At 73.5% G+C, this 18170-nt stretch carries 18 protein-coding genes and 1 pseudogene; 4 read left to right on the top strand and 15 right to left on the bottom strand.

What is annotated here, in order from left to right:
• Positions 1-3: 3 nt before the first annotated feature.
• From JQX11_RS05820 to JQX11_RS05805, 4 genes are all read right to left on the bottom strand, one after another.
• Positions 4-1317, bottom strand: coding sequence for an MFS transporter (locus JQX11_RS05820; protein WP_204923936.1), 1314 nt, complete (start codon positions 1315-1317; stop codon positions 4-6).
• A gap of 176 nt (positions 1318-1493) precedes the next feature.
• Positions 1494-2195, bottom strand: coding sequence for a UdgX family uracil-DNA binding protein (locus JQX11_RS05815; RefSeq protein WP_204923935.1), 702 nt, complete (start codon positions 2193-2195; stop codon positions 1494-1496).
• A gap of 80 nt (positions 2196-2275) precedes the next feature.
• Entirely contained in the window at positions 2276-3013 is a 738-nt protein-coding gene (locus JQX11_RS05810) for a GntR family transcriptional regulator (RefSeq protein ID WP_204923934.1), read from the bottom strand.
• A gap of 268 nt (positions 3014-3281) precedes the next feature.
• A complete protein-coding gene (locus JQX11_RS05805) occupies positions 3282-3503 on the bottom strand; it encodes a helix-turn-helix transcriptional regulator (RefSeq protein WP_204923933.1) in 222 nt (73 codons plus the stop codon).
• Positions 3504-3755: 252 nt separating this feature from the next.
• Between JQX11_RS05805 and JQX11_RS05800 the strand changes: the two genes are divergently transcribed.
• Together JQX11_RS05800 and JQX11_RS05795 are read left to right on the top strand one after the other, a co-directional pair.
• Complete coding sequence (locus tag JQX11_RS05800; RefSeq protein ID WP_204923932.1) at positions 3756-3944, top strand: hypothetical protein; 189 nt, start codon at positions 3756-3758, stop codon at positions 3942-3944.
• Positions 3941-4201, top strand: coding sequence for a hypothetical protein (locus JQX11_RS05795; RefSeq protein ID WP_307826081.1), 261 nt, complete (start codon positions 3941-3943; stop codon positions 4199-4201). The genes JQX11_RS05800 and JQX11_RS05795 overlap by 4 nt, the downstream gene beginning before the upstream one ends.
• On the opposite strand, the gene JQX11_RS05790 is transcribed toward JQX11_RS05795, so the two are convergent.
• The gene (locus tag JQX11_RS05790; protein ID WP_204923931.1) at positions 4191-5531 is read right to left on the bottom strand and encodes an aminotransferase class I/II-fold pyridoxal phosphate-dependent enzyme; all 1341 of its coding nucleotides are present in this window, start codon (positions 5529-5531) and stop codon (positions 4191-4193) included. The genes JQX11_RS05795 and JQX11_RS05790 overlap by 11 nt on opposite strands.
• A 38-nt stretch (positions 5532-5569) precedes the next feature.
• On the opposite strand from JQX11_RS05790, the gene JQX11_RS05785 reads away from it, so the two are divergent.
• Both JQX11_RS05785 and leuE read left to right on the top strand, forming a co-directional pair.
• Positions 5570-6970, top strand: coding sequence for a bifunctional pyridoxamine 5'-phosphate oxidase family protein/GNAT family N-acetyltransferase (locus JQX11_RS05785; RefSeq protein WP_204923930.1), 1401 nt, complete (start codon positions 5570-5572; stop codon positions 6968-6970).
• Entirely contained in the window at positions 6967-7632 is a 666-nt protein-coding gene (gene leuE, locus JQX11_RS05780; protein ID WP_204923929.1) for a leucine efflux protein LeuE, read from the top strand. Before JQX11_RS05785 ends, leuE begins: the two co-directional genes overlap by 4 nt.
• 57 nt (positions 7633-7689) lie before the next feature.
• On the opposite strand, the gene JQX11_RS05775 is transcribed toward leuE, so the two are convergent.
• The 10 genes and pseudogenes from JQX11_RS05775 to JQX11_RS05730 all read right to left on the bottom strand — a co-directional run bounded on the left by JQX11_RS05775 (position 7690) and on the right by JQX11_RS05730 (position 18136).
• Entirely contained in the window at positions 7690-8619 is a 930-nt protein-coding gene (locus tag JQX11_RS05775; RefSeq protein ID WP_204923928.1) for a sporulation protein, read from the bottom strand.
• Positions 8620-8791: 172 nt separating this feature from the next.
• On the bottom strand, positions 8792-9856 hold the full coding sequence (locus JQX11_RS05770) for a hemolysin family protein (protein WP_204923927.1): 1065 nt from the start codon (positions 9854-9856) through the stop codon (positions 8792-8794).
• Positions 9857-9999: 143 nt separating this feature from the next.
• A pseudogene (locus tag JQX11_RS05765) lies at positions 10000-11352 on the bottom strand (hemolysin family protein); the annotation flags it as partial.
• Between the two features lie 164 nt (positions 11353-11516).
• Positions 11517-11861, bottom strand: coding sequence for a monovalent cation/H(+) antiporter subunit G (gene mnhG / locus JQX11_RS05760; RefSeq protein WP_204924158.1), 345 nt, complete (start codon positions 11859-11861; stop codon positions 11517-11519).
• Between the two features lie 136 nt (positions 11862-11997).
• Positions 11998-12261: an MrpF/PhaF family protein gene (locus tag JQX11_RS05755; RefSeq protein WP_204923926.1), complete on the bottom strand. Its 264-nt coding sequence runs from the start codon at positions 12259-12261 to the stop codon at positions 11998-12000.
• The gene (locus JQX11_RS05750) at positions 12258-12851 is read right to left on the bottom strand and encodes a Na+/H+ antiporter subunit E (protein ID WP_204923925.1); all 594 of its coding nucleotides are present in this window, start codon (positions 12849-12851) and stop codon (positions 12258-12260) included. Before JQX11_RS05750 ends, JQX11_RS05755 begins: the two co-directional genes overlap by 4 nt.
• On the bottom strand, positions 12848-14353 hold the full coding sequence (locus JQX11_RS05745; protein WP_204923924.1) for a Na+/H+ antiporter subunit D: 1506 nt from the start codon (positions 14351-14353) through the stop codon (positions 12848-12850). Before JQX11_RS05745 ends, JQX11_RS05750 begins: the two co-directional genes overlap by 4 nt.
• Positions 14350-14820, bottom strand: coding sequence for a Na(+)/H(+) antiporter subunit C (locus JQX11_RS05740; RefSeq protein ID WP_204923923.1), 471 nt, complete (start codon positions 14818-14820; stop codon positions 14350-14352). The genes JQX11_RS05745 and JQX11_RS05740 overlap by 4 nt, the downstream gene beginning before the upstream one ends.
• Positions 14817-17651 (bottom strand): Na+/H+ antiporter subunit A, encoded by a 2835-nt coding sequence (locus tag JQX11_RS05735; RefSeq protein ID WP_204923922.1) that lies wholly within the window; start codon positions 17649-17651, stop codon positions 14817-14819. The genes JQX11_RS05740 and JQX11_RS05735 overlap by 4 nt, the downstream gene beginning before the upstream one ends.
• A 107-nt stretch (positions 17652-17758) precedes the next feature.
• On the bottom strand, positions 17759-18136 hold the full coding sequence (locus JQX11_RS05730; protein WP_204923921.1) for a hypothetical protein: 378 nt from the start codon (positions 18134-18136) through the stop codon (positions 17759-17761).
• Positions 18137-18170: the final 34 nt, after the last annotated feature.

The raw sequence follows: 18170 nt of genomic DNA, 5'->3' as shown, positions 1-18170 counted from the left end.
TGATCACTCCTCCTCGTCGGGCACCACCGGTGGCACCCGACGCAACGCTAGCGCCACCAGCGGCACCACCGCGATCGCCGCCAGCAGGGTCAGGGTCGGATAACCCGCCACCCGCATGACAAACCCGCTGGCCGCCGCCGCGCCCGCTCCGGCCAGCCCCATCGTCAGGTCGGAGAGCCCCTGCACGCTGGGGCGCACCCGGGCCGGCACCGCCTCGGACAGCAGCGTCGAGCCGGCCACCATGGTCGCCGACCAGCCCAGCCCGAGCAGGGCCAGGCCGACCGAGAGGCGCGGCGTGTGGTGCCCGGCGGTGCCGGCCACCGCGCACGCCGAAAGCAGGGTGCCGACGCCGACGAGGATCACCGCGCGCCGGCCCCACCGGTCGGTGAGCCAACCCACCACCGGCGAGAACGCGTACATGCCGGCGATGTGCACGCTCAGCACGATGCCGACCACCCGCAGCACGTCCGCGTCGGAGTGCGACTCGCCGAGGCGTACCGGGGTCATCGCCATCACCGCGACCATCACCAGGTGGCCGACCGCGACGGCGGCGATACCCAGCCGCGCCGCCGGCCGGCCGCGCACCACCCGCCAGGCCGCCCGCATGCCGGCCCGCCGTGCGCCCGACGCGGTCGTCGCCGGGGTGGCGGCCCCGGATGCCGCACCCGCCTCGGCCGCCGCGAGCCGCCGCGCGGTGAGCAGCGGGTCGGGCCGCAGCAACAGCAGCAGTACGACCGCAGCCAGGCCGAACGCGACGGCGCTGAACGCGAACGGGCCGGCCAGCGACGGCAGCCCCCAGGACCGGGTGACCCGGTCGGCGAGCGCGGCGAAGTTGGGCGCCGCCACCGAGCCGATGGTGGTGGCCCAGACGACCAGGGAGAGCTGCCGGCCCCGGCGGGCCGGTTCGGCGAGGTCCACCGCCGTGTAGCGGGCCTGGAGGTTGGCCGCCGTGCCGCCGCCGAACAGCAGCATCCCGAGGAAGAGCAGCGGCACCCCGCCGGTGACCGTGGCGAGCACCACCAGCAGCGCCCCGACCGCCCCGGTCAGGTAGGCCACCACCAGCCCCGGCCGCCGGCCGTGCCCGTTCATGATCCGGGTGACGGGTACGGCGAGCAGCGCCGCGCCGACCACCCCGCAGCTCTGCGCCAGCCCCGCCACGGCGGTGCCGGCGACCCGGGCCGCCAGCAGCGCCCCGACGGAGATTCCGATCGCCACCCCGACCCCACCGATGGTCTGGGTGGCGACGAGCAGCCGCAACGTACGCCGCTGGATCGGGGCGACGTCGGGCCGGGCGGGCACGCGCAGGTCGACGGTCATCGCAGCTCCTGGTCCGGGGAGGCCATCCTCGCGCAGTCGGCCCCCCGCCCGCACCGGGGTTCCCGGGCACGCCGGAGCCGGGCCCGGCCAGGGTTGCCGGAGTCGGGCCCGGCCGGGAGTTCCGGGGCCGGCCGGGGTCGGGCACGGCCGGAGTTCCCTGGCGCGCGGCCCCGCGGTCAGCCGGTCAGGGCACGGGCGGCGACCGTGAGGTCGTCCACCAGCCCCCGGTAGGCGACGTCCTGGTTGTCGGCGCGCAGCACCGCCGACGGGTGGATGGTGGCGAGCACCCGGGCGGCGGGCGCGTCGGCGACCGTGCCGGCGCGGTCCACCGGAACCCGGGTGAAGTCCGCCGGGTGCTCGGCGGCGGCCGGCCAGGGCAGCAGCTCGCCGCGCTGCCGGGTGACCCGGAACGTCGGGCCGAGCAGGGCCTTCGCCGCCGTCGCGCCGAGCACCACCACCAGGTCGGGGCCGAGCCGGGCGAACTCGGCGACCAGCCACGGCCGGCAGGCGACGATGTGCACCCGGTCCGGGGTCTGGTGGATGCGACGCCGGCCGCGCAGCTCGTGCCGGAAGTGCTTCACCGCGTTGGTGATGTAGAGGTGGGCCGGGTCGAGACCGGCGTCGTCGACCGCCCGGCGCAGCAGCCGGCCGGCCGGGCCGACGAAGGGCAGCCCGTGCTGGTCCTCCAGGTCGCCGGGCTGCTCGCCGACGAAGACCACCCGGGCGCTCTCGTCGCCCCGGCCGAAGACCGTCTGGGTGGCGTCCCGGTACAGCTCGCAGCCCCGGCAACCGGCGGCCGCGGCCCGCAGCTCGGCAAGTGTGCCGGCCTGTGGCGGGATGAACTGCTGGGCACCGGGTGCGTCGGTCTGCTCGGCCATGGCGACTGTTCTACCCGGTCGCGCCAGTGCACCCGCAACGGACCTGCCGGTCCGGCACGTTCTCAGTCATGCCGGGCCACTCAGGCGAGGTCGATCAGGTAGTCGAGGCGAACCCGGTCCCCCGGGAGCACGATATCGGCGACCTCCGCGACCACATCATCCACATAGGTCTGCCGAGTAATGGCGAAGACTGGTATACCGCCCGGAATCCGCAGGGTGTGCACCTCGTCCGGCAGTGGCATTCGGGCGCTCACCTGTTCACGTACAGCGGTGATGTCATAGCCCAGGCTGTGCAGTTGGGAGGTGTTGCCACCGGGCCACGGCTCGTTCGCGGGGTCGGCCACCGGTGTGCCCGCCACCATGGACAGCAACAGGTACGAGGTGGACATCTGCTGCGGGACACCGTGGGTACGGAACACGAATCGACGCTCCAGCAGCATAGTCCCGGGCGGCACCCCGAAGAGTCCTGCCACCGGAGCAGCCGCCGGAACCTCCTTGAACTCCCTGTCCAGGGTGTACGCAGACCAGGCCACTTGCTGATCGGTGGTGAAGGCCGTGCCCAGCTCGCCGTTGCGTACCTGCTCAAGCTCGGCTCGGTACCGCTCGGAGCCGAGCCGGCGAACGGGCACGACCGGGCGAACGTAGGTGCCCCTGCCCTTCTCCGCCACGGTCAGGCCCTCTGCGCGCAGCAGCGCCAATGCCTCCCGCACAGTGCCCCTGGCGACGGAGAACTCCGCCATGAGGGTGGATTCGCTGGGCAGCAGGGAGCCGGGTGGGATCGCGCCATCCGTGATCCGGCGGCGCAACTCGTCGGCCACGATCCGGTACCGACGCGGCTCTACGTGCGGGGTAGGCACATCTGCCAACTTACCCACCGGTTGCGACCACTCCCATCACACTCCTGTCTAGACAGGATGACTAGACAGATCTAGCGTGGTGACACGGCATACGCGGAGAGCGACCCGGGTATGGGCCTCACGCGCCTATCGTCATACCTCGAGATGTGGCGGGATACGCAAGGCCACGTGGCTCCAGAGCCAACGAAACCATTGACGTACACCAACAACTGTCGACCGGAGCGTTTCACTACAACCCCTCATCGACCTCGACCAGGTGAGGTCGCTTCTCAAGAATCCACGCTTCCACATCAGATCTCAACCAGATCTGGCCCATCTTGAGAACAGCGGCCGGTGGAGGAAAATCTCTGCGCCCGATCAGGATGTAGGCACGCTGTCGTGAGATCCCCAAACGCTCTTGGATCTCGGCAGCTCCCCACACCTCCAACCGGGTGCCTCTGAGCAGTGCCATACCCGCAATCTTAGATATGAGATGCGTTGTCGACAAACCTGAAAGTCACCTAAATCGCTGCCCGGAAAATCGTGCAGCACGGAAGCCACTGCCGCCACACACTCGACTTGTCCTCAACCCTAGTGTCAGGAAACGCGCATGTCTCGTGGGAAGTGGTTCCATCGGCTTATTGAACCTGTCGACGTCGTACGACAGATCAGGCCCCGGCCCCCGACCGGGACTGAACCGCGATTCGGCGAGCCACCGTTCGCCGTGGTGCTGGCCGGTTACGTCGTCGACTTCCACCACCGCAACGCCTGCTCCCGGTGCCGGCCGGACGGCTCGTGCACCCGCCTCGCCGACGCGGGCGCGACGCTGCGCGCCTGGCGGGAGCTGTGCGCCCGACGGGAGCTGCGCGCCCGACGGGAGCTGCGCGCCCGACGGGACCGGGACCGGCGGTGAGGGCCGGCGACCTGGTGTACGTGACCAGAGCCGCCAGCGTGCAGTTCCTCCGGCCCATCCGGTTGCGGGTCATCCGGGTGCTCGACTGGCCCACGTACGACGGATGGGTCTGGTTGGAGGGCTACCAACTGGACGCGGCCGGCGACGCGGTCTCCCGCCGGAAGGTCTTCGTACGCCCGGCGGGGTTGACCGCGCCGCCGGAGCCGACCCCCGGGCAGCGGAGCGGGAGCAGGCCGACGGCTCGGGTCAGGCGGTGAAACGGACCGGGCCGGCGGGGCGGACCGCCGCCGCCACCGCGTCGGCCAGCGGTACGAGGTCGGCGTCGTCGAGCGCGCTGACCGTGATCCGGACAGCGGGCGGGCTGCCGAGCCGGGAGAGACCACCGGGCGCGACCGACCAGCCGGCGTCGCGTAGCGCGGTGACCGTGGCGGTCTCGTCGGGCACCGGCAACCAGACGTTGATGCCGCTGCGGCCGTGCCCCGCCACGCCCCGGTCGGCGAGCGCGGCGAGCAGCCCCCGGCGGCGACGTTCGTAGGCGTCGGCGGCCCGGTCGACCAGGGCGGTGGTGGCCGGATCGTGCCAGAGCGACAGGACGAGCCGTTGCAGGACGGTGGAGACCCAGCCGGCCCCCACCCGGGCCCGGCCGGCCACCCGGGACACCGTCACCTCGTCACCGGCCAGCACCGCCAGCCGCAGGTCGGGCCCGTAGGGCTTGCTCACCGAGCGGACGAACGCCCAGGTCGGGGTGGCACCGGCCAGCGGGTGCACCGGCAGCCGGGACAGCTCGGCTGCGTGGTCGTCCTCGATCAGCAGCAGGTCGGGGCGGCCGGCGAGCAGGGCCCGCAACTCCCCGGCCCGGCCGGCGGAGACGGCGGCGCCTGTCGGATTCTGCGCCCGGCTGGTCACCACCAGCGCCCGCACCCCGAGGGCGAGGGCGTCGCGCACCCCGGACACGACGGGCCCCTCGTCGTCGACCGGGAAGCCGACCGGCCGCAACCCGAGCGCGGCGACGAGGTCGAGCAGGTTGGCCCAGCCCGGGTCCTCCAGGCCCACCGCGTCGCCGGGGCGCAGGTGGGTGGCGAGCAGCCGTTCGATGCCGTCGAGCGCGCCCCCCGTGACGGTCAATTCGTCGGCGGGCACCCCGTCGGCGGCCAGCCGGGAGCGGGCGGCCTCGGCCAGGGCGGGGTGCACGCCGGTGGTGGCGTACCCGACGGGTGGGCCGACCGTGTCGGCGAGCGCGGCCAGGTGCGGGCCGAGCGGCGGCAGGAGCCGGGGGTCGGGTTGCCCGTGGGACACGTCGCGGGTGCCGGGGGCGGGCGCGGGGGCGTGCGCGGCGCGGCGCGGGGCGACCGGCGGCCGGGGCCGGACCCGGGTGCCGTGCCGGCCGGCGGTGACCACCAGACCCCGCTGGCGCAGCTCCTGGTAGGCGCGGGCGACGGTGGCCGGGCTGACCGCCAGCGCGGTGGCGAGGGCGCGGACGGGCGGCAACGCGTCACCGGCGGCGAGCGCGCCGCTGCGGATGCCGGTTTCCACGCTCGCCGAAATCGCGGCGGACGTGGACCCGAGGATCTGATAATGTGCTGCCACAGTTTCCGGATCGTACTAGAACAAAGGCGGGATGTCACATGTACGCGCCGACCGCACGCACCACCGCCAGCCGCAGCCGGGACCGGATGAGCTACGACCGGGCCGCCGCCCACGCGGTGCTCGACGAGGCCTACCACTGCGTGCTGGGGTTCGTGGTCGACGGCGAGCCCCGGCTGCTGCCCACCCTGCACGTCCGCGTCGGTGACACCCTCTACCTGCACGGCTCCACCGGCAGCCGGCCGCTGCTCGCCGCCCGGGGCGACGCCGGGCTACCGGTCTGCGTCACCGTGACCCTGCTCGACGGGCTGGTCTTCGGCCGTTCCCAGTTCCATCACAGCGCCAACTACCGCTCGGTCGTCGCCCACGGCACCGCCCACCTGGTGACCAGCGACGACGACAAGCGCACGGTGCTGACCGCCCTGGTCGAGAAGGCCGCCGCCGGGCGGGCCGCCGACAGCCGCCCACCGAGCCGACGGGAGCTGGCCGAGACGGCCGTCCTGGCACTGCCGCTGCACGAGGTGTCGGTCCGGGCCCGCACCGGCGGGGTCCGCGACGAACCCGCCGACCTCGACCTGCCGTACTGGGCCGGGGTGGTGCCGCTGCGGCAGGTCGCCGGCCCGCCGGAGCCCGACGCCGGGGTGACCGCCCCGCTGCCGGCCTACCTGTCCGGCACCGGCACCCCGGTACGGGAGCCGGCCGGACCGGCACACCCCGACCCGGCGCACCTCACCGGCCCGCCCGACGCCGTCGGGGCCGCCGCGCCGGGAGCCCGGGCCACCGCGCCGGGAGCCCAGGCCACCGGGCCGTCGGGGGCGGGTGCCACCACCTCGCCGTGGTACGAGCCGGTGCCGCTGCGCGGTGAGCACGTGCTGCTGGAACCGCTCACCGCGGCGCACGCCGACGACCTCTTCACCGCCACCGCCGAGCCGGAGGTCTGGGCCCACCTGAGCCACCCGACGCCCACCGACCCGGCCGCGATGCGGGCCGTCGTCGGCACCGCGCTGGACGCCCGGCGGCGCGGTGAACGGGTGCCGTGGGTGCAGCGCTGCGCCCGCACCGGCGCGGTCATCGGGTCGACCTCCTACTACGACCTCGACCCGGCGCGGCGCTGCGTCGCCATCGGGTACACCTGGCTCGGTCGGCCCTGGTGGGGCGGCGCCGTCAACACCGAGGCCAAGCTGCTGCTGCTCGGTCGGGCGTTCGACGAGCTGGGGGCGGTGCGGGTGGTCTGGCAGACCGACATCCGCAACACCCGGTCGCAGGCCGCGATCGCCCGGCTCGGCGCGACCCGGGAGGGCGTGCTGCGGATGCACCGGCAGCGCCCGGACGGCTCCTGGCGGGACACCGTGCAGTACGCCATGACCGTCGACGAGTGGCCGAACGCACAGGCCAGGCTGCGGGAATGGCTTCGCCGTTCGGCACCGGCGGAGCGAGGATGACGGGCGTGCTGGGCATCACCGACATCTGGACGTACGTGTTGGGCACCGTGGCGATCATTCTGCTGCCGGGGCCGAACTCCCTCTTCGTGCTCTCCACCGCCGCCAAGCGCGGTGTGGCGACCGGCTACCGGGCGGCGGGCGGGGTCTTCCTCGGCGACTCGGTGCTGATGATCCTCTCCGCCGCCGGGGTGGCGTCGCTGCTCAAGGCGTATCCGCCGCTCTTCCTCGTGATCAAGTACGCGGGCGCGGCCTACCTGGGCCACGTCGGGCTGACCATGCTGCGGGGGGCCTGGCGGCGGTGGCGCGACCGCAACGACCCCGCGACACCCCGACTGATCGACGCCGCCGAGCCGGAGGCGCTGCACAGCCCGTTCCGCAAGGCGCTGGTGATCAGCCTGCTCAACCCGAAGGCGATCCTCTTCTTCATCTCGTTCTTCATCCAGTTCGTCGACCCCGGCTACGCCTGGCCGGCGCTGTCGTTCCTGCTGCTGGGGCTGATCGCCCAGGTGACCAGCGCGCTCTACCTGACCGCGCTGATCTTCGCGGGCACCTTCCTGGCCGCCCAGTTCCGGCAGCGTCGCCGGTTGGCCGCCGGCGCCACCACCGGCGTCGGCATGCTCTTCCTGGGCTTCGGCATCAAGCTCGCCACGGCCTCGGTCTGACCCGCCCCACCCCGCACACGACACACGGCACCTGACCCGCCTGCCGCGGCAGGTGGGTCAGGTGCCGTCACCACCCCCGCCCCCGCTGCCGATCCCCCCACTCCCGGCGGTGCCGCCCAACCCGAAGCCCGGCCGCACCGGTTCGTCAGGCTGTCGGCTGACGTGGGCCGACTCGGTGATCCGGGCCGACCAGTGCGCGTCCGAGGCCGCCGCTGCGTGCCGGTCGATCGCCGCACGCAACCAACCGTCCACCACCGTGACCCAGTCCTGCTGGTCGGCACCGGTGTGCCAGACCCGGAACCGGCTGATGCTCTGGTGGCTGATCCCGGTCAACGACAGCCGCCGGTCCATCCAGAGCAGCACCTCCAGGCCGGCGGAATTGGTCACGAAGATCAGCTCCAGCTCGGTGATCGGGCCGGCGTAGAGCGGGGCGACCCAGTAACCGAGCCGCTGGTGCACCGGCAGGGTCTGCGCGACCCCCGGCAGCCGGCTCGACACCAGACCCGCCTGCCGCAGCACGAAACCCAGCGTGTCCAGCGCGGCGAGCACGTGCTGCTGGGTGGGCAGCGGATGGACGAAGACCGGCACCATCGCGCCCTGCTCCAGTTCCGGGTCCACCGACACCTCGGTACGCAACCCGGTGCGCAGGCTCATCACCGGCACCCCGCCGAAGATCGTCACCGGGGTCTCCCACGGCAGCGGTACGGCGAAGTCGATGGCCCGTCGCCGCCCGGCCGGCACCACGAACCGTCCCCCCACCGGCACCTGGTGGTACTGGACGAGGCGACGGGGCGAACGGGGGTCCTCCGGTTCGGCGGTCGCCACCAGACCCAGCCGTACGTGCCGGATCGGCACGTCCTGCGACCCGGCGCTGAGGGTCACCCGCCCCGGTAGCCGCAGCCCGGGGCGGGTGCTCGGATTGGTGAGGGTGGTACTCACCGACAACCCGGTCACACCGGATTCCCGGGACACCCCGGTCAACCGCATGACCGTGCGGTTTCCCGCTCACCGGCCCGGCACTCCTCCACCCCGACACCCGACCAGACATGGCGGCCCGTTGTTCGACGCGATGGTGCGATGTAGCGGTGTCAACTCCTCTCCGACACCACCACATCGCCCCCGTTGCGTCGATCCTGCGCAACGACGGGCGGTACGACCGTCAGCGCATCCGGCGGCCCCGCGGGATCGGGTCGGTCTCGTCGTCGAACTCGCCGATGACCTCTTCGAGGAGGTCCTCCAGCGCCACGAAACCGATCGGCCGGGTCGGTCCGCCACCGTTGCGGACCAGCGCCAACTGGGCCTGGTCGGCGCGCATCGCGGCGACCGCCTCGGTGACCGAGGAGGTGGCCGGCAGGGTGAACGACCGGGTCATCAGCTCGGCGGCGGTGGCCGCCCGGCTGGTGGTGACGGCCCGGACCGCCTCCCGTACGTGCACCAGGCCGCACACCTCACCGCCGTCGTCGAGGACGGCGAGCCGGGACCGGCCGCTGTCCCGGCTGACCTGCTCGATCCGCTCGGCGGTGTCGTTGCGGTGGACCGTGACGATCTGGTCGAAGGGTTCCATCACCTGCGCGACGGTGGTGCCCTGCAACTCCAGCATGCTGGTCAGCATCTGGTGCTGTTCGGCACCGAGCAGCCCGTGCTCGCGGGACTGTTCGAGCAGGATGCGCAGCTCGTCCGGGCCGTGGACCTGGGCGAGCTGGTCCTGCTGCTGCACCCCGACCAGCCGCAGCATCGCGTTGGCCAGGGCGTTGAGCACGGACAGCACCGGGCGGGCGACCCGGGCGAAGGCCCGGAACGGCAGCGCCAACAGTGTCGCCGAGCGCTCGGCGTCGGTGATGGCCCACGACTTCGGGGCCATCTCGCCGACCACCAGGTGCAGGAACGTCACCAGCCCCAGCGCGAAGATCAACGCGACGACGTGGCTGGCCGCCTCCGGCAGGCCGACGGTGTGCAGCAGCGGGCTGATCAGGTGTTCGATCGCCGGTTCGGCGAGCGCACCCAGGCCCAGGGTGCACAGGGTGATGCCGAGTTGCGCGCCGGCCAGCATCAGGGACAGCTCGCGTACCCCGTCCAGGGCGGCGCGGGCGGCCCGGCTGCCGGTGGCGGCGGTCTGTTCCAACCGGTAGCGCTTGGCCGCCACGAGGGCGAACTCGGCGGCCACGAAGAAGCCGTTGAGGGCGAGCAGCAGCACCGACACCAGCAGTGCGACGGTGGGGCTCATGACCGCTCCTCCCGACCCGGGGTGACGCGCACGTCGGCACCGCCGGTGGCACGGGCGTTCCCGCCGCCGCGTCGGTCGCCCCTGGTGCCGGTGGCGCGGACGTTCGTGGCGCGGCGTTGGTCGCCCGCGCCGGTGGTGGCCCGGGGCTCCCCGTCGGCACCCTGGTCACCGGCGAGGGTGAGCCGGACGGAGTCGGCCACGTGCCGGTCCACGGCGAGCACCTCGACCAGGGCCGTCGGCCGTTCCGCCGGCTCGTCGTGGTCGACCGGCAGGCTGATCTCCAGCCGGTCCCCCACCTCGGGCACCCGGCCCAGCTCCCGCATGACCAGCCCGGAGAGGGTGTCGTACTCGGGGGCCTCGGGCAGGGCGATGCCGGTGCTGTCGGCGACCTCGTCGATCCGCCATCGGGCCGGCACCACCCAGGAGCCGTCCTCCTGCCGGATCGGGGCCGGCTCGGGCGGGTCGTCCTCGTCGCGGATCGGTCCGACCAGCTCCTCGGCGATGTCCTCCAGCGTGATCACACCGGCGAAGCCGCCGTACTCGTCGACCACGCAGGCGAGCTGCCGGTGCCCCGAGCGCAGCCGGTCCAGCACCGTGGGCAGCGGCAACGTCTCCGGCACCAGCAGCGGCGGTACGGCCACCGCGCTGACCGGGGTGGTGGCGCGCTCGGCCGGCGGCACCCCGAGCACGTCGGCGATGCCGACCACGCCGACGAGGTCGTCGACGCCGTCGACGCCGCGTACCGGGAACCGGGAGTGACCGGTGTCGAGCAGCTCGACCACCCGGCTGACCGGTTCGTGCGACCGGATGGTGTGCACGTCGACCCGGGGCACCATGGCCTCCCCGGCGGTCAGCTCCCGGAAGTCGAGACCCCGGTCGAGCAGGTCGGACATCTCGGCGTCGAGGTGCCCCTCCTCCCGGGACTCGGCGATGATCTGCTCCAGGTCGGCCGGGGTGGCACCGCTGGGCAGTTCCTCGATCGGCTCGATGCCGACCCGGCGCAGCAGCCGGACGGAGGCCCGGTCGAAGAGCGTGATCAGCGGCCCGGCGATCTTCAGGTAGATCAGGGTTGACCGGCTCAGCGCCCGCGCCAACGTCTCGGGCCGGGCGATGGCCAGGTTCTTGGGGGCGAGCTCTCCGAGGACCATCTGCACGACGGTGGCGATGACCAGCGCCAACGCCACCGACAGCGGCAGGCTGACGCCGGTTGCGACGCCGGCGCCGCCGAGCAGTTCGGCCAGCCCGGCACCGAGGTAGGGTTCGGCGGCGTAACCGACCAGCAGGGCGGTCACGGTGATGCCGAGCTGCGCACCGGAGAGCATGAACGACAGCCGCCCGGTGACCTCCAGGGCGCGGGCGGCCTTGGCGTCGCCGTCGTCGGCGAGCTGCTTGAGCTTGCCCCGGTCCACGGCGACGTAGCCGAACTCCTGGGCTACGAAGTAGCCGGTGGCGGCGGTGAGAACGATGATGAGTGCGAGGCCGACGACGATCAACACGGGTCGCTCAGGGCTCCCGTGGACGTCGGGGCGGGGGATTGCCGGGCACGACCCGGCTGGCTACTGCTGCCCTCCTGGGCAGAAGAGTCGATCATGCCGCAATTCTATCGGCGGTTGCTGGGGGCCCGCTGAGGGTGGGGACAAAGTTCCTGCTCGTCCCCTATTTACCGGTCCGGGGGTGGGTCCCCGGCCAGTTCGTCCACGTCGAGCAGGCTGCGGTCGACCCGGCCGGACCGGTAGGCGGCCCGGCCGATCATCTGGGCGGCCACCGGGGCGGTGGCCAGCTGGAAGACCCCCACCAGCAGGATCATGCCCAGGTCCGCGGCGGTACGCAGCCGCAGCACCAGCCCCAGCAGCAACAGCAGCACCCCGAGCACCTGCGGTTTCGTGGCGGCGTGCATCCGGTCCAGCACGTCCGGGAAGCGCAGCACGCCGATCCCTGCGGCGAGGCTGAGCAGCGCCCCGGAGACCAGGGCGACGGCGCCCAGCCAGTCGATCACCGTACCCACGCTCACGGCCGCCCTCCCCCGGCCGGAACCGGCGCGCTCCGGCCGGAACCCGGCAGCCGGCGTCGACCCGGCGCGCGGCCCGGCACCCGGTCGTGGCCGGGCCCGGGATGACGGCCCGACCCCGGGGCGGGCCGGGTCACGGCTCCTCCCGGGCGGCGAAGCGGACCAGGGCGACCGAGCCGACGAAGCCGAGCAGGGAGAGCACCACCAGCACCGGCAGCGTGGTGGCGTGCCGGTTCACCGCCGCCTCCGCCCCGACCGCGCCGAGCATGGTGGCGAGCAGCAGGTCGGCGGCGATGACCCGGTCCAGCAGCGACGGGCCCCGGTAGATCCGGGCCAGCGCCAGCAGCGCGGTGGTCGACAGCAGCACGGTCAGGACGACGGCGAGGACGACGGTCACGGGGCCTCCGTGGGTTCGGTGGGTTCGGTGGTGAGCTGCCGCAGCTCGGCGGCGGAGCCGATGGCCCGCACGATCCGTTCCTCGACAGCGAGGATGCGGTCCCGGCTGCCGGTCAGGTCGGCCGGGGACCGCACGTCGAGCACGTGCACGTAGAGGACGCCGGCATCCCGGTCGACCTCGACGATCAGGGTGCCCGGCACCAGGGAGAGCAGCTCGGCGGTGAGCGCCAGGTTCAGGTCGGTGCGGACCCGCAGCCGCACCCCGATGATCGCGCCGCGCGGGCGGAAGCCGGGGCGTACGGCGATGGCGGCGACGTGGATGCTGGCGCTGACCAGCTCGACGACGAACACCCCGGCGAGCCGGAGCAGCGCCCGGGGCCGCAGCCGACCGCCGAAGGAGACCGGCGGGAGCGGGAAGAACACCAGCACCGCCCCGCCGACCAGCAGGCCGGCGAGCAGGTTGGCCGGGGAGAATTTCCCCCAGAGCAGGTTCCAGACCACGACCAGCCAGCCGAGGGCGATGAGCTGGTCCCGGCGGCGTCCGGTACGCCGCGGCGGCGTACCGGCCCGGCGGCGCGTCCGGCCGGTCACGACGGGCCGCCGGGAAGGACGGCCCGCACGTACGGGGTACGCAGCCGCAGGTCGTCGGCGGCGTCGGCGGTGACCTGGAACAGCGGGCCGGCGGCGACGGTGAGCGCCAGCCCCAGCACCACCAGGGCGGCGGTCGCCCCGATCATCAGCGCGGGCAGCCGGGGAACCGGGTCGGCGGTGGCGAGCTGCGGGGCCCGCCAGAACGCGATGTTCCACACCCGGGAGGCGGCGTAGAGGGTGAGCAGGCTGGTCAGCGTGCCGGCGACGACCAGCACCCAGGGCAGCACGCCGCCGTGCGCCACCCCGGCCTCGAGCAGGCCGACCTTGCCGAGGAAGCCGGAGAACGGGGGGATGCCGGCCAGGTTCATCGCGGGGACGAAGTAGAGCACCGCCAGCAGCGGGGCGATCCGGGCCAGCCCGCCGAGCCGGCGCAGGTCGGTGCTGCCGGCCCGCTCCTCGACCAGGCCGGCGACCAGGAACAGGGTGGTCTGGATGGTGATGTGGTGCACCACGTAGAAGATCGCGCCGGAGAGGGCGGCGGCGGTGCCCAGCGCCACCCCGAAGATCATGTAGCCGATGTGGCTGACCAGGGTGAACGAGAAGAGCCGCTTCATGTCCGACTGGGCGACCGCGCCGAGCACGCCGACCACCATGGTCAGTCCGGCCGCCACCATCAGCAGGGTGGACGCCGCGCCACCGGGGAAGAGCAGCGTCTCGGTCCGGATGATCGCGTAGACGCCGACCTTGGTGAGCAGGCCCGCGAAGACGGCGGTGACCGGTGCCGGGGCGGTCGGGTAGCTGTCCGGCAGCCAGGCGGACAGCGGGAAGAGCGCCGCCTTGATGCCGAAGGCGAGCAGCAGCATCAACTGCAACGCCAGCCGTACGCCATCGGGCAGGGCGTCGAGCCGGCCGGCGAGCTGCGCCATGTTGAGGGTGCCGGTGGCCGCGTACACCAGTCCCACGGCGGTCAGGAAGACCATCGAGGACAGGATGCTGACCACCACGTACGTCGAACCGGTGCGGATGCGGGCCTCGGTGCCGCCCAGGGTGATCAACACGAAGCTCGCCGCGAGCAGGATCTCGAACCCGACGAATAGGTTGAACAGGTCACCGGCGAGGAACGCGTTGGTGATCCCGGCGGTCAGCACCAGGTAGGTGGGGTGGTAGATGCTCACCGGCGCGGACTCGCTGGTCTCGGCGCGGCCCTGGCCGATGGAGTACAACAGCACGCAGAGCGTGACCGCCGACGAGACCACCAGCATCAACGCGGCGAGCTGGTCGGCGACCAGCACGATGCCGACCGGCGCGGGCCAGCCGCCCACCTCGGTCACCACCGGCCCGTCCCGGTGGGCCCGCACCAGCAGCAGCACCGCGACCACCAGGTTGGTGGCGAGGGCGACCACGCTGACGGTGCGCTGCAACCGGGGCCGGCTGACCAGGATCAGGGTGAGGGCGGCCCCGAGCAGCGGCACCACCACCGGCAGCGGCACGAGGCGGTTCACCGGATGCCGCCCGGTCGGCGGGGCGGTTCCGGGTCCACCTGTTCGGGGTCGTCGCCGGGCCCCTCGCCGCCGAGGTCGGCGTTGGGCACCTCGTTGCGGGCGGCGAGCGCGACGATCTGCTGGTCCTCCACGTCGTCCTGGACCTCGTCGTCGCCGCCGAGATACCAGCTCCGGTACGCCACGGCGGCGAGGAAGGCGGTCAGCCCGAAGGTGATCACGATGGCGGTGAGCACCATCGCCTGCGGCAGCGCGTCGCTCATCGCGTCGTCCGGGCCGGCACCCACCACCGGCGCACCGCCGGAGCGGCCACCGACCAGGATGAGCAGGTTCACCCCGTTGCCGAGCAGGATGACGCCGAGCAGGATGCGGGTGAGGCTGCGCTCCAGCAGCAGGGTCACCCCGGTGGCGGTGAGCACGCCCACGGCGATCACCAGCACCAGCGTCGGGCCCGCCCCGCCGTCCCTCACCGCCGGTCCCCCTCGTGGTCGACGACGAGCCCCCGGTCGGACTTGCCGGCCGCCTCGATGTGCCTGTCGATCTCGGCGCCGAGACTGCGCAGGATGTCCAGCATCAGCCCCACCACGATCAGGTAGACGCCGATGTCGAAGAAGAGCGAGGTGACCAGGTACGGCCCGCCGAGGCCGGGCAGCGGCAGGTCGACCCGGGTGCTCGCGAGCACGGTGCCGGTGGTCAGCAGGGAGACCACGCCCCCGCCGACGGCGATCGCCAGGCCCGCGCCGAGCACCGTGCCCGCCCCCACCGGGGCCGCCTCGGCCAGTTCGTACCGGCCACCGGCGAGGTAGCGCACGGCCAGCGCCAGGCTCGCCACCAGGCCACCGGAGAAGCCGCCGCCCGGCGCGTTGTGGCCGGAGAAGAGCAGGAACAGCGAGAAGAGCACGATCGTGTGGAACAGCAGCCGGGTCACCACCTCGAAGACGATGGACCGCCGGCGCTCGTGCAGGGTGGTCCCGCCGCGCAGCCACACCGCCCGGTCGCCGTGGCCGGCGGTGGCGGGTTCCACCCGACGCGGTCGCGGCCCGGTGCGGGACCGCTCGAAGATCAGGCTGGCCACCCCGGTCGCGGCCACCACCAGCACCGCGATCTCGCCCATGGTGTCCCAGGCCCGGATGTCCACCAGGGTCACGTTGACCACGTTGCGGCCGTGCCCCTCGGCGACGGCGAGCGCCGGGAAGGCGGTGGAGACGGACACGGCGGTCCGGGCGCCGGACGCGACCAGCGCCAGTCCGGCCAGCACCACGCCCACGGCGACGCCGAGCACCCGGCGGGCCCACCGGCTGCGGCGCAGCGGGCGGGCCGAGAACCGTTCCGGCAACCGGCGCAGCACCAGCACGAACACGGCGATGGTGGCGGTCTCCACCAGGAACTGGGTCAACGCCAGGTCGGGTGCCCCGTGGAGCACGAACAGCATGGCGGTGCCGTAGCCGGTCACCCCGACCAGCAGCATCGCGGTCAGCCGCCGTCGGGCGTTGACCGCGAAGAGCGCCGCGACCCCGATGACCAGCCCCACCACCAGTTGCAGCGGGCTGTCCCAGACCGCGATCCGGGTTCGCCACGGGCTGGTGCTGAGCAGGGCCGCGCCCGGCACCAGCACCAGGGCCAGCAGGACGGTGCCCAGGTACAGCGGCAGCGAGCCGCGCTGGGTGGCCCCGGTGACCTCGATGGCGAGCCGGTCGAACCGGTGGGTGGCCCACTCGTACCCCTGGTTGCCGGTGAACGGCAGCTTCCACCGGGCCAGCGCCGGGGCGAGCGGGCCGCGTACCGCGTGCAGCACGGCCCCGCCGGCCAGGGCCAGCACGGACAGGCCGAGGGCGGGGGTCAGGCCGTGCCAGAGGGCGAGCGTGTCGTGCGGCGGGCCGAAGAGTTCCGCGTACGGGTCGAGCAGGCCGTTCAGCGCGGCGGCGGCCGGGCCGGCGACCAGCCCGGCGATCGCGAGCAGGGCGGGTGGGGCGAGCATCGGCAGCGGGACCGGCTCCGGGGCGGCCTCGGGGGTGCCGGGGCGGGTGGCGAAGGCGCCCCAGAGGAAGCGGATGCTGTAGGCGACGGTGAGCACGGTGCCCAGGACCAGACCGACGAGCGCCACCGGACGGGTGGCCAGGGCGGTGAAGACCGCCTCCTTGGCGACGAAGCCGAGCAGCGGCGGCACGCCCGCCATCGAGGCGGCGGCGAGCGTGGCGACCACCGCCAGCGCCGGGGCCCGGCGGCCGAGGCCGGAGAGTTCCCGCAGGTCGCGGGTGCCGACGTCGTGGTCGATGATGCCGACGACGAGGAACAGGGCGGCCTTGAACAGGGCATGGGCGAGCAGCATCGCGACCCCGGCGAGCGCGGCGTCGGCGCTGCCGGTGCCGATCGTCACGGTCAGCAGGCCGAGTTGGCTGACCGTGCCGTAGGCCAGCAGCAGCTTCAGGTCGCACTGGCGCAGCGCCGCCCAGCCGCCGGCGAGCATGGTGACCAGGCCGAGGGTGAGCAGCACCGGCCGCCACGGGCCGGTGTCCGCGAGCACCGGGGCGAGCAGGCCGATCAGGTAGACGCCGGCCTTGACCATCGCCGCCGCGTGCAGGTAGGCGCTGACCGGGGTGGGTGCGGCCATCGCCACCGGCAGCCAGCCGTTGAACGGCACGATCGCCGATTTGGCCAGCGCGCCGGTCAGGATCAGCAGCACCGCGGCGACCAGCGTCCCGCCGCCGGGCAGTGGCGCGGCGGCGATCTCCGACCAGCGGTAGCTGCCGGCGTGCCCGCCGAGGATCAGGAACCCGAGCAGCATGGCCAGGCCGCCGAGGGTGGTGACGGTGAGCGCCTGGGCCGCCGCCCAGCGGCTGGAGCGGCGCTCCGTGCTGTGCCCGATGAGCAGGTAGGAGAAGACGGTGGTGAGTTCCCAGAAGACGTAGAGCAGCAGCAGGTCGTCGGAGAGGACCAGGCCGAGCATGGCCCCGGCGAAGGCGACCAGCACCGCGACGAACCGGGGCAGGCCCACCGCGCCGGGCGCGAAGTACCGGCCGCAGTAGACCAGGACGAGCGCACCGACCCCGCCGACCAGCAGGGTCATCAGCCAGGACAGCGTCGTCATCCGCAGCGCCACGTCGAGGTCGAGCTGGCCGATCCAGTGGTACGTCTCGACGACCGCGCCGCCGTCGCGGACCGCCGGGGTGCGGGTCAGGGCCCAGCCGAGGGCGGCGGCGGGCACCAGTGCCAGCGGGTAGCAGGCGCGCGGGCCCCACCAGCGGACCAGCAGCGGCGCGACGAGCGCCGCCACCAGGTGGAGGAGCAGCAGTACGAGCACGCGTCCTCCCCGTCGAACTGGCGGCGCGCGCCGGGCGAGTTGTCCGGCCAGCACCGATCACACGCCAGTTTTGCCCACTATGGGGCGTTTTCGGGGAAATCCTCCGGTCAACCGGCGGCTGCGTCACCACCGGGAAGCGCGGGCGTCAGGGCACGCCGGGGCTCGACGAGCAGGTCGGGGCGGCCGAGCTGGAGGGCGACCTTGTCGACCACCCGCTGGGCCACGGCGAGCGAACGCACCGGCAGCATCGCGCCGCGACTCTCCCTGCGGAGCACGAAGTAGTGCACGGCGACCCGCACCTGCCCGCGGTCGGCGGCACTGGACTGGGCGGTGGAGACGACCAACTCCCGCAGGCTGTCGGCGAGACGCTCGGCGAGCGCCAGCTCGGGGCCGCGCAGACTGGTCCGCAGGGCGGTGAGGTGACCTTCGACCTTGCGGATGAGCACGTCGGTGCCGGGCGTCGGGCCACGCTCCTCGACGAACATCCGATTCCTTTCACCTGGTGCGGCGTTCCGGGAG

Source organism: Micromonospora humida, from assembly GCF_016901255.1.
In the GTDB taxonomy this organism is placed as follows: Bacteria; Actinomycetota; Actinomycetes; order Mycobacteriales; family Micromonosporaceae; genus Micromonospora; species Micromonospora wenchangensis.
The sequence above is the reverse complement of the archived record's forward strand: the minus strand, read 5'-3'. Positions and strand labels throughout refer to the sequence as shown.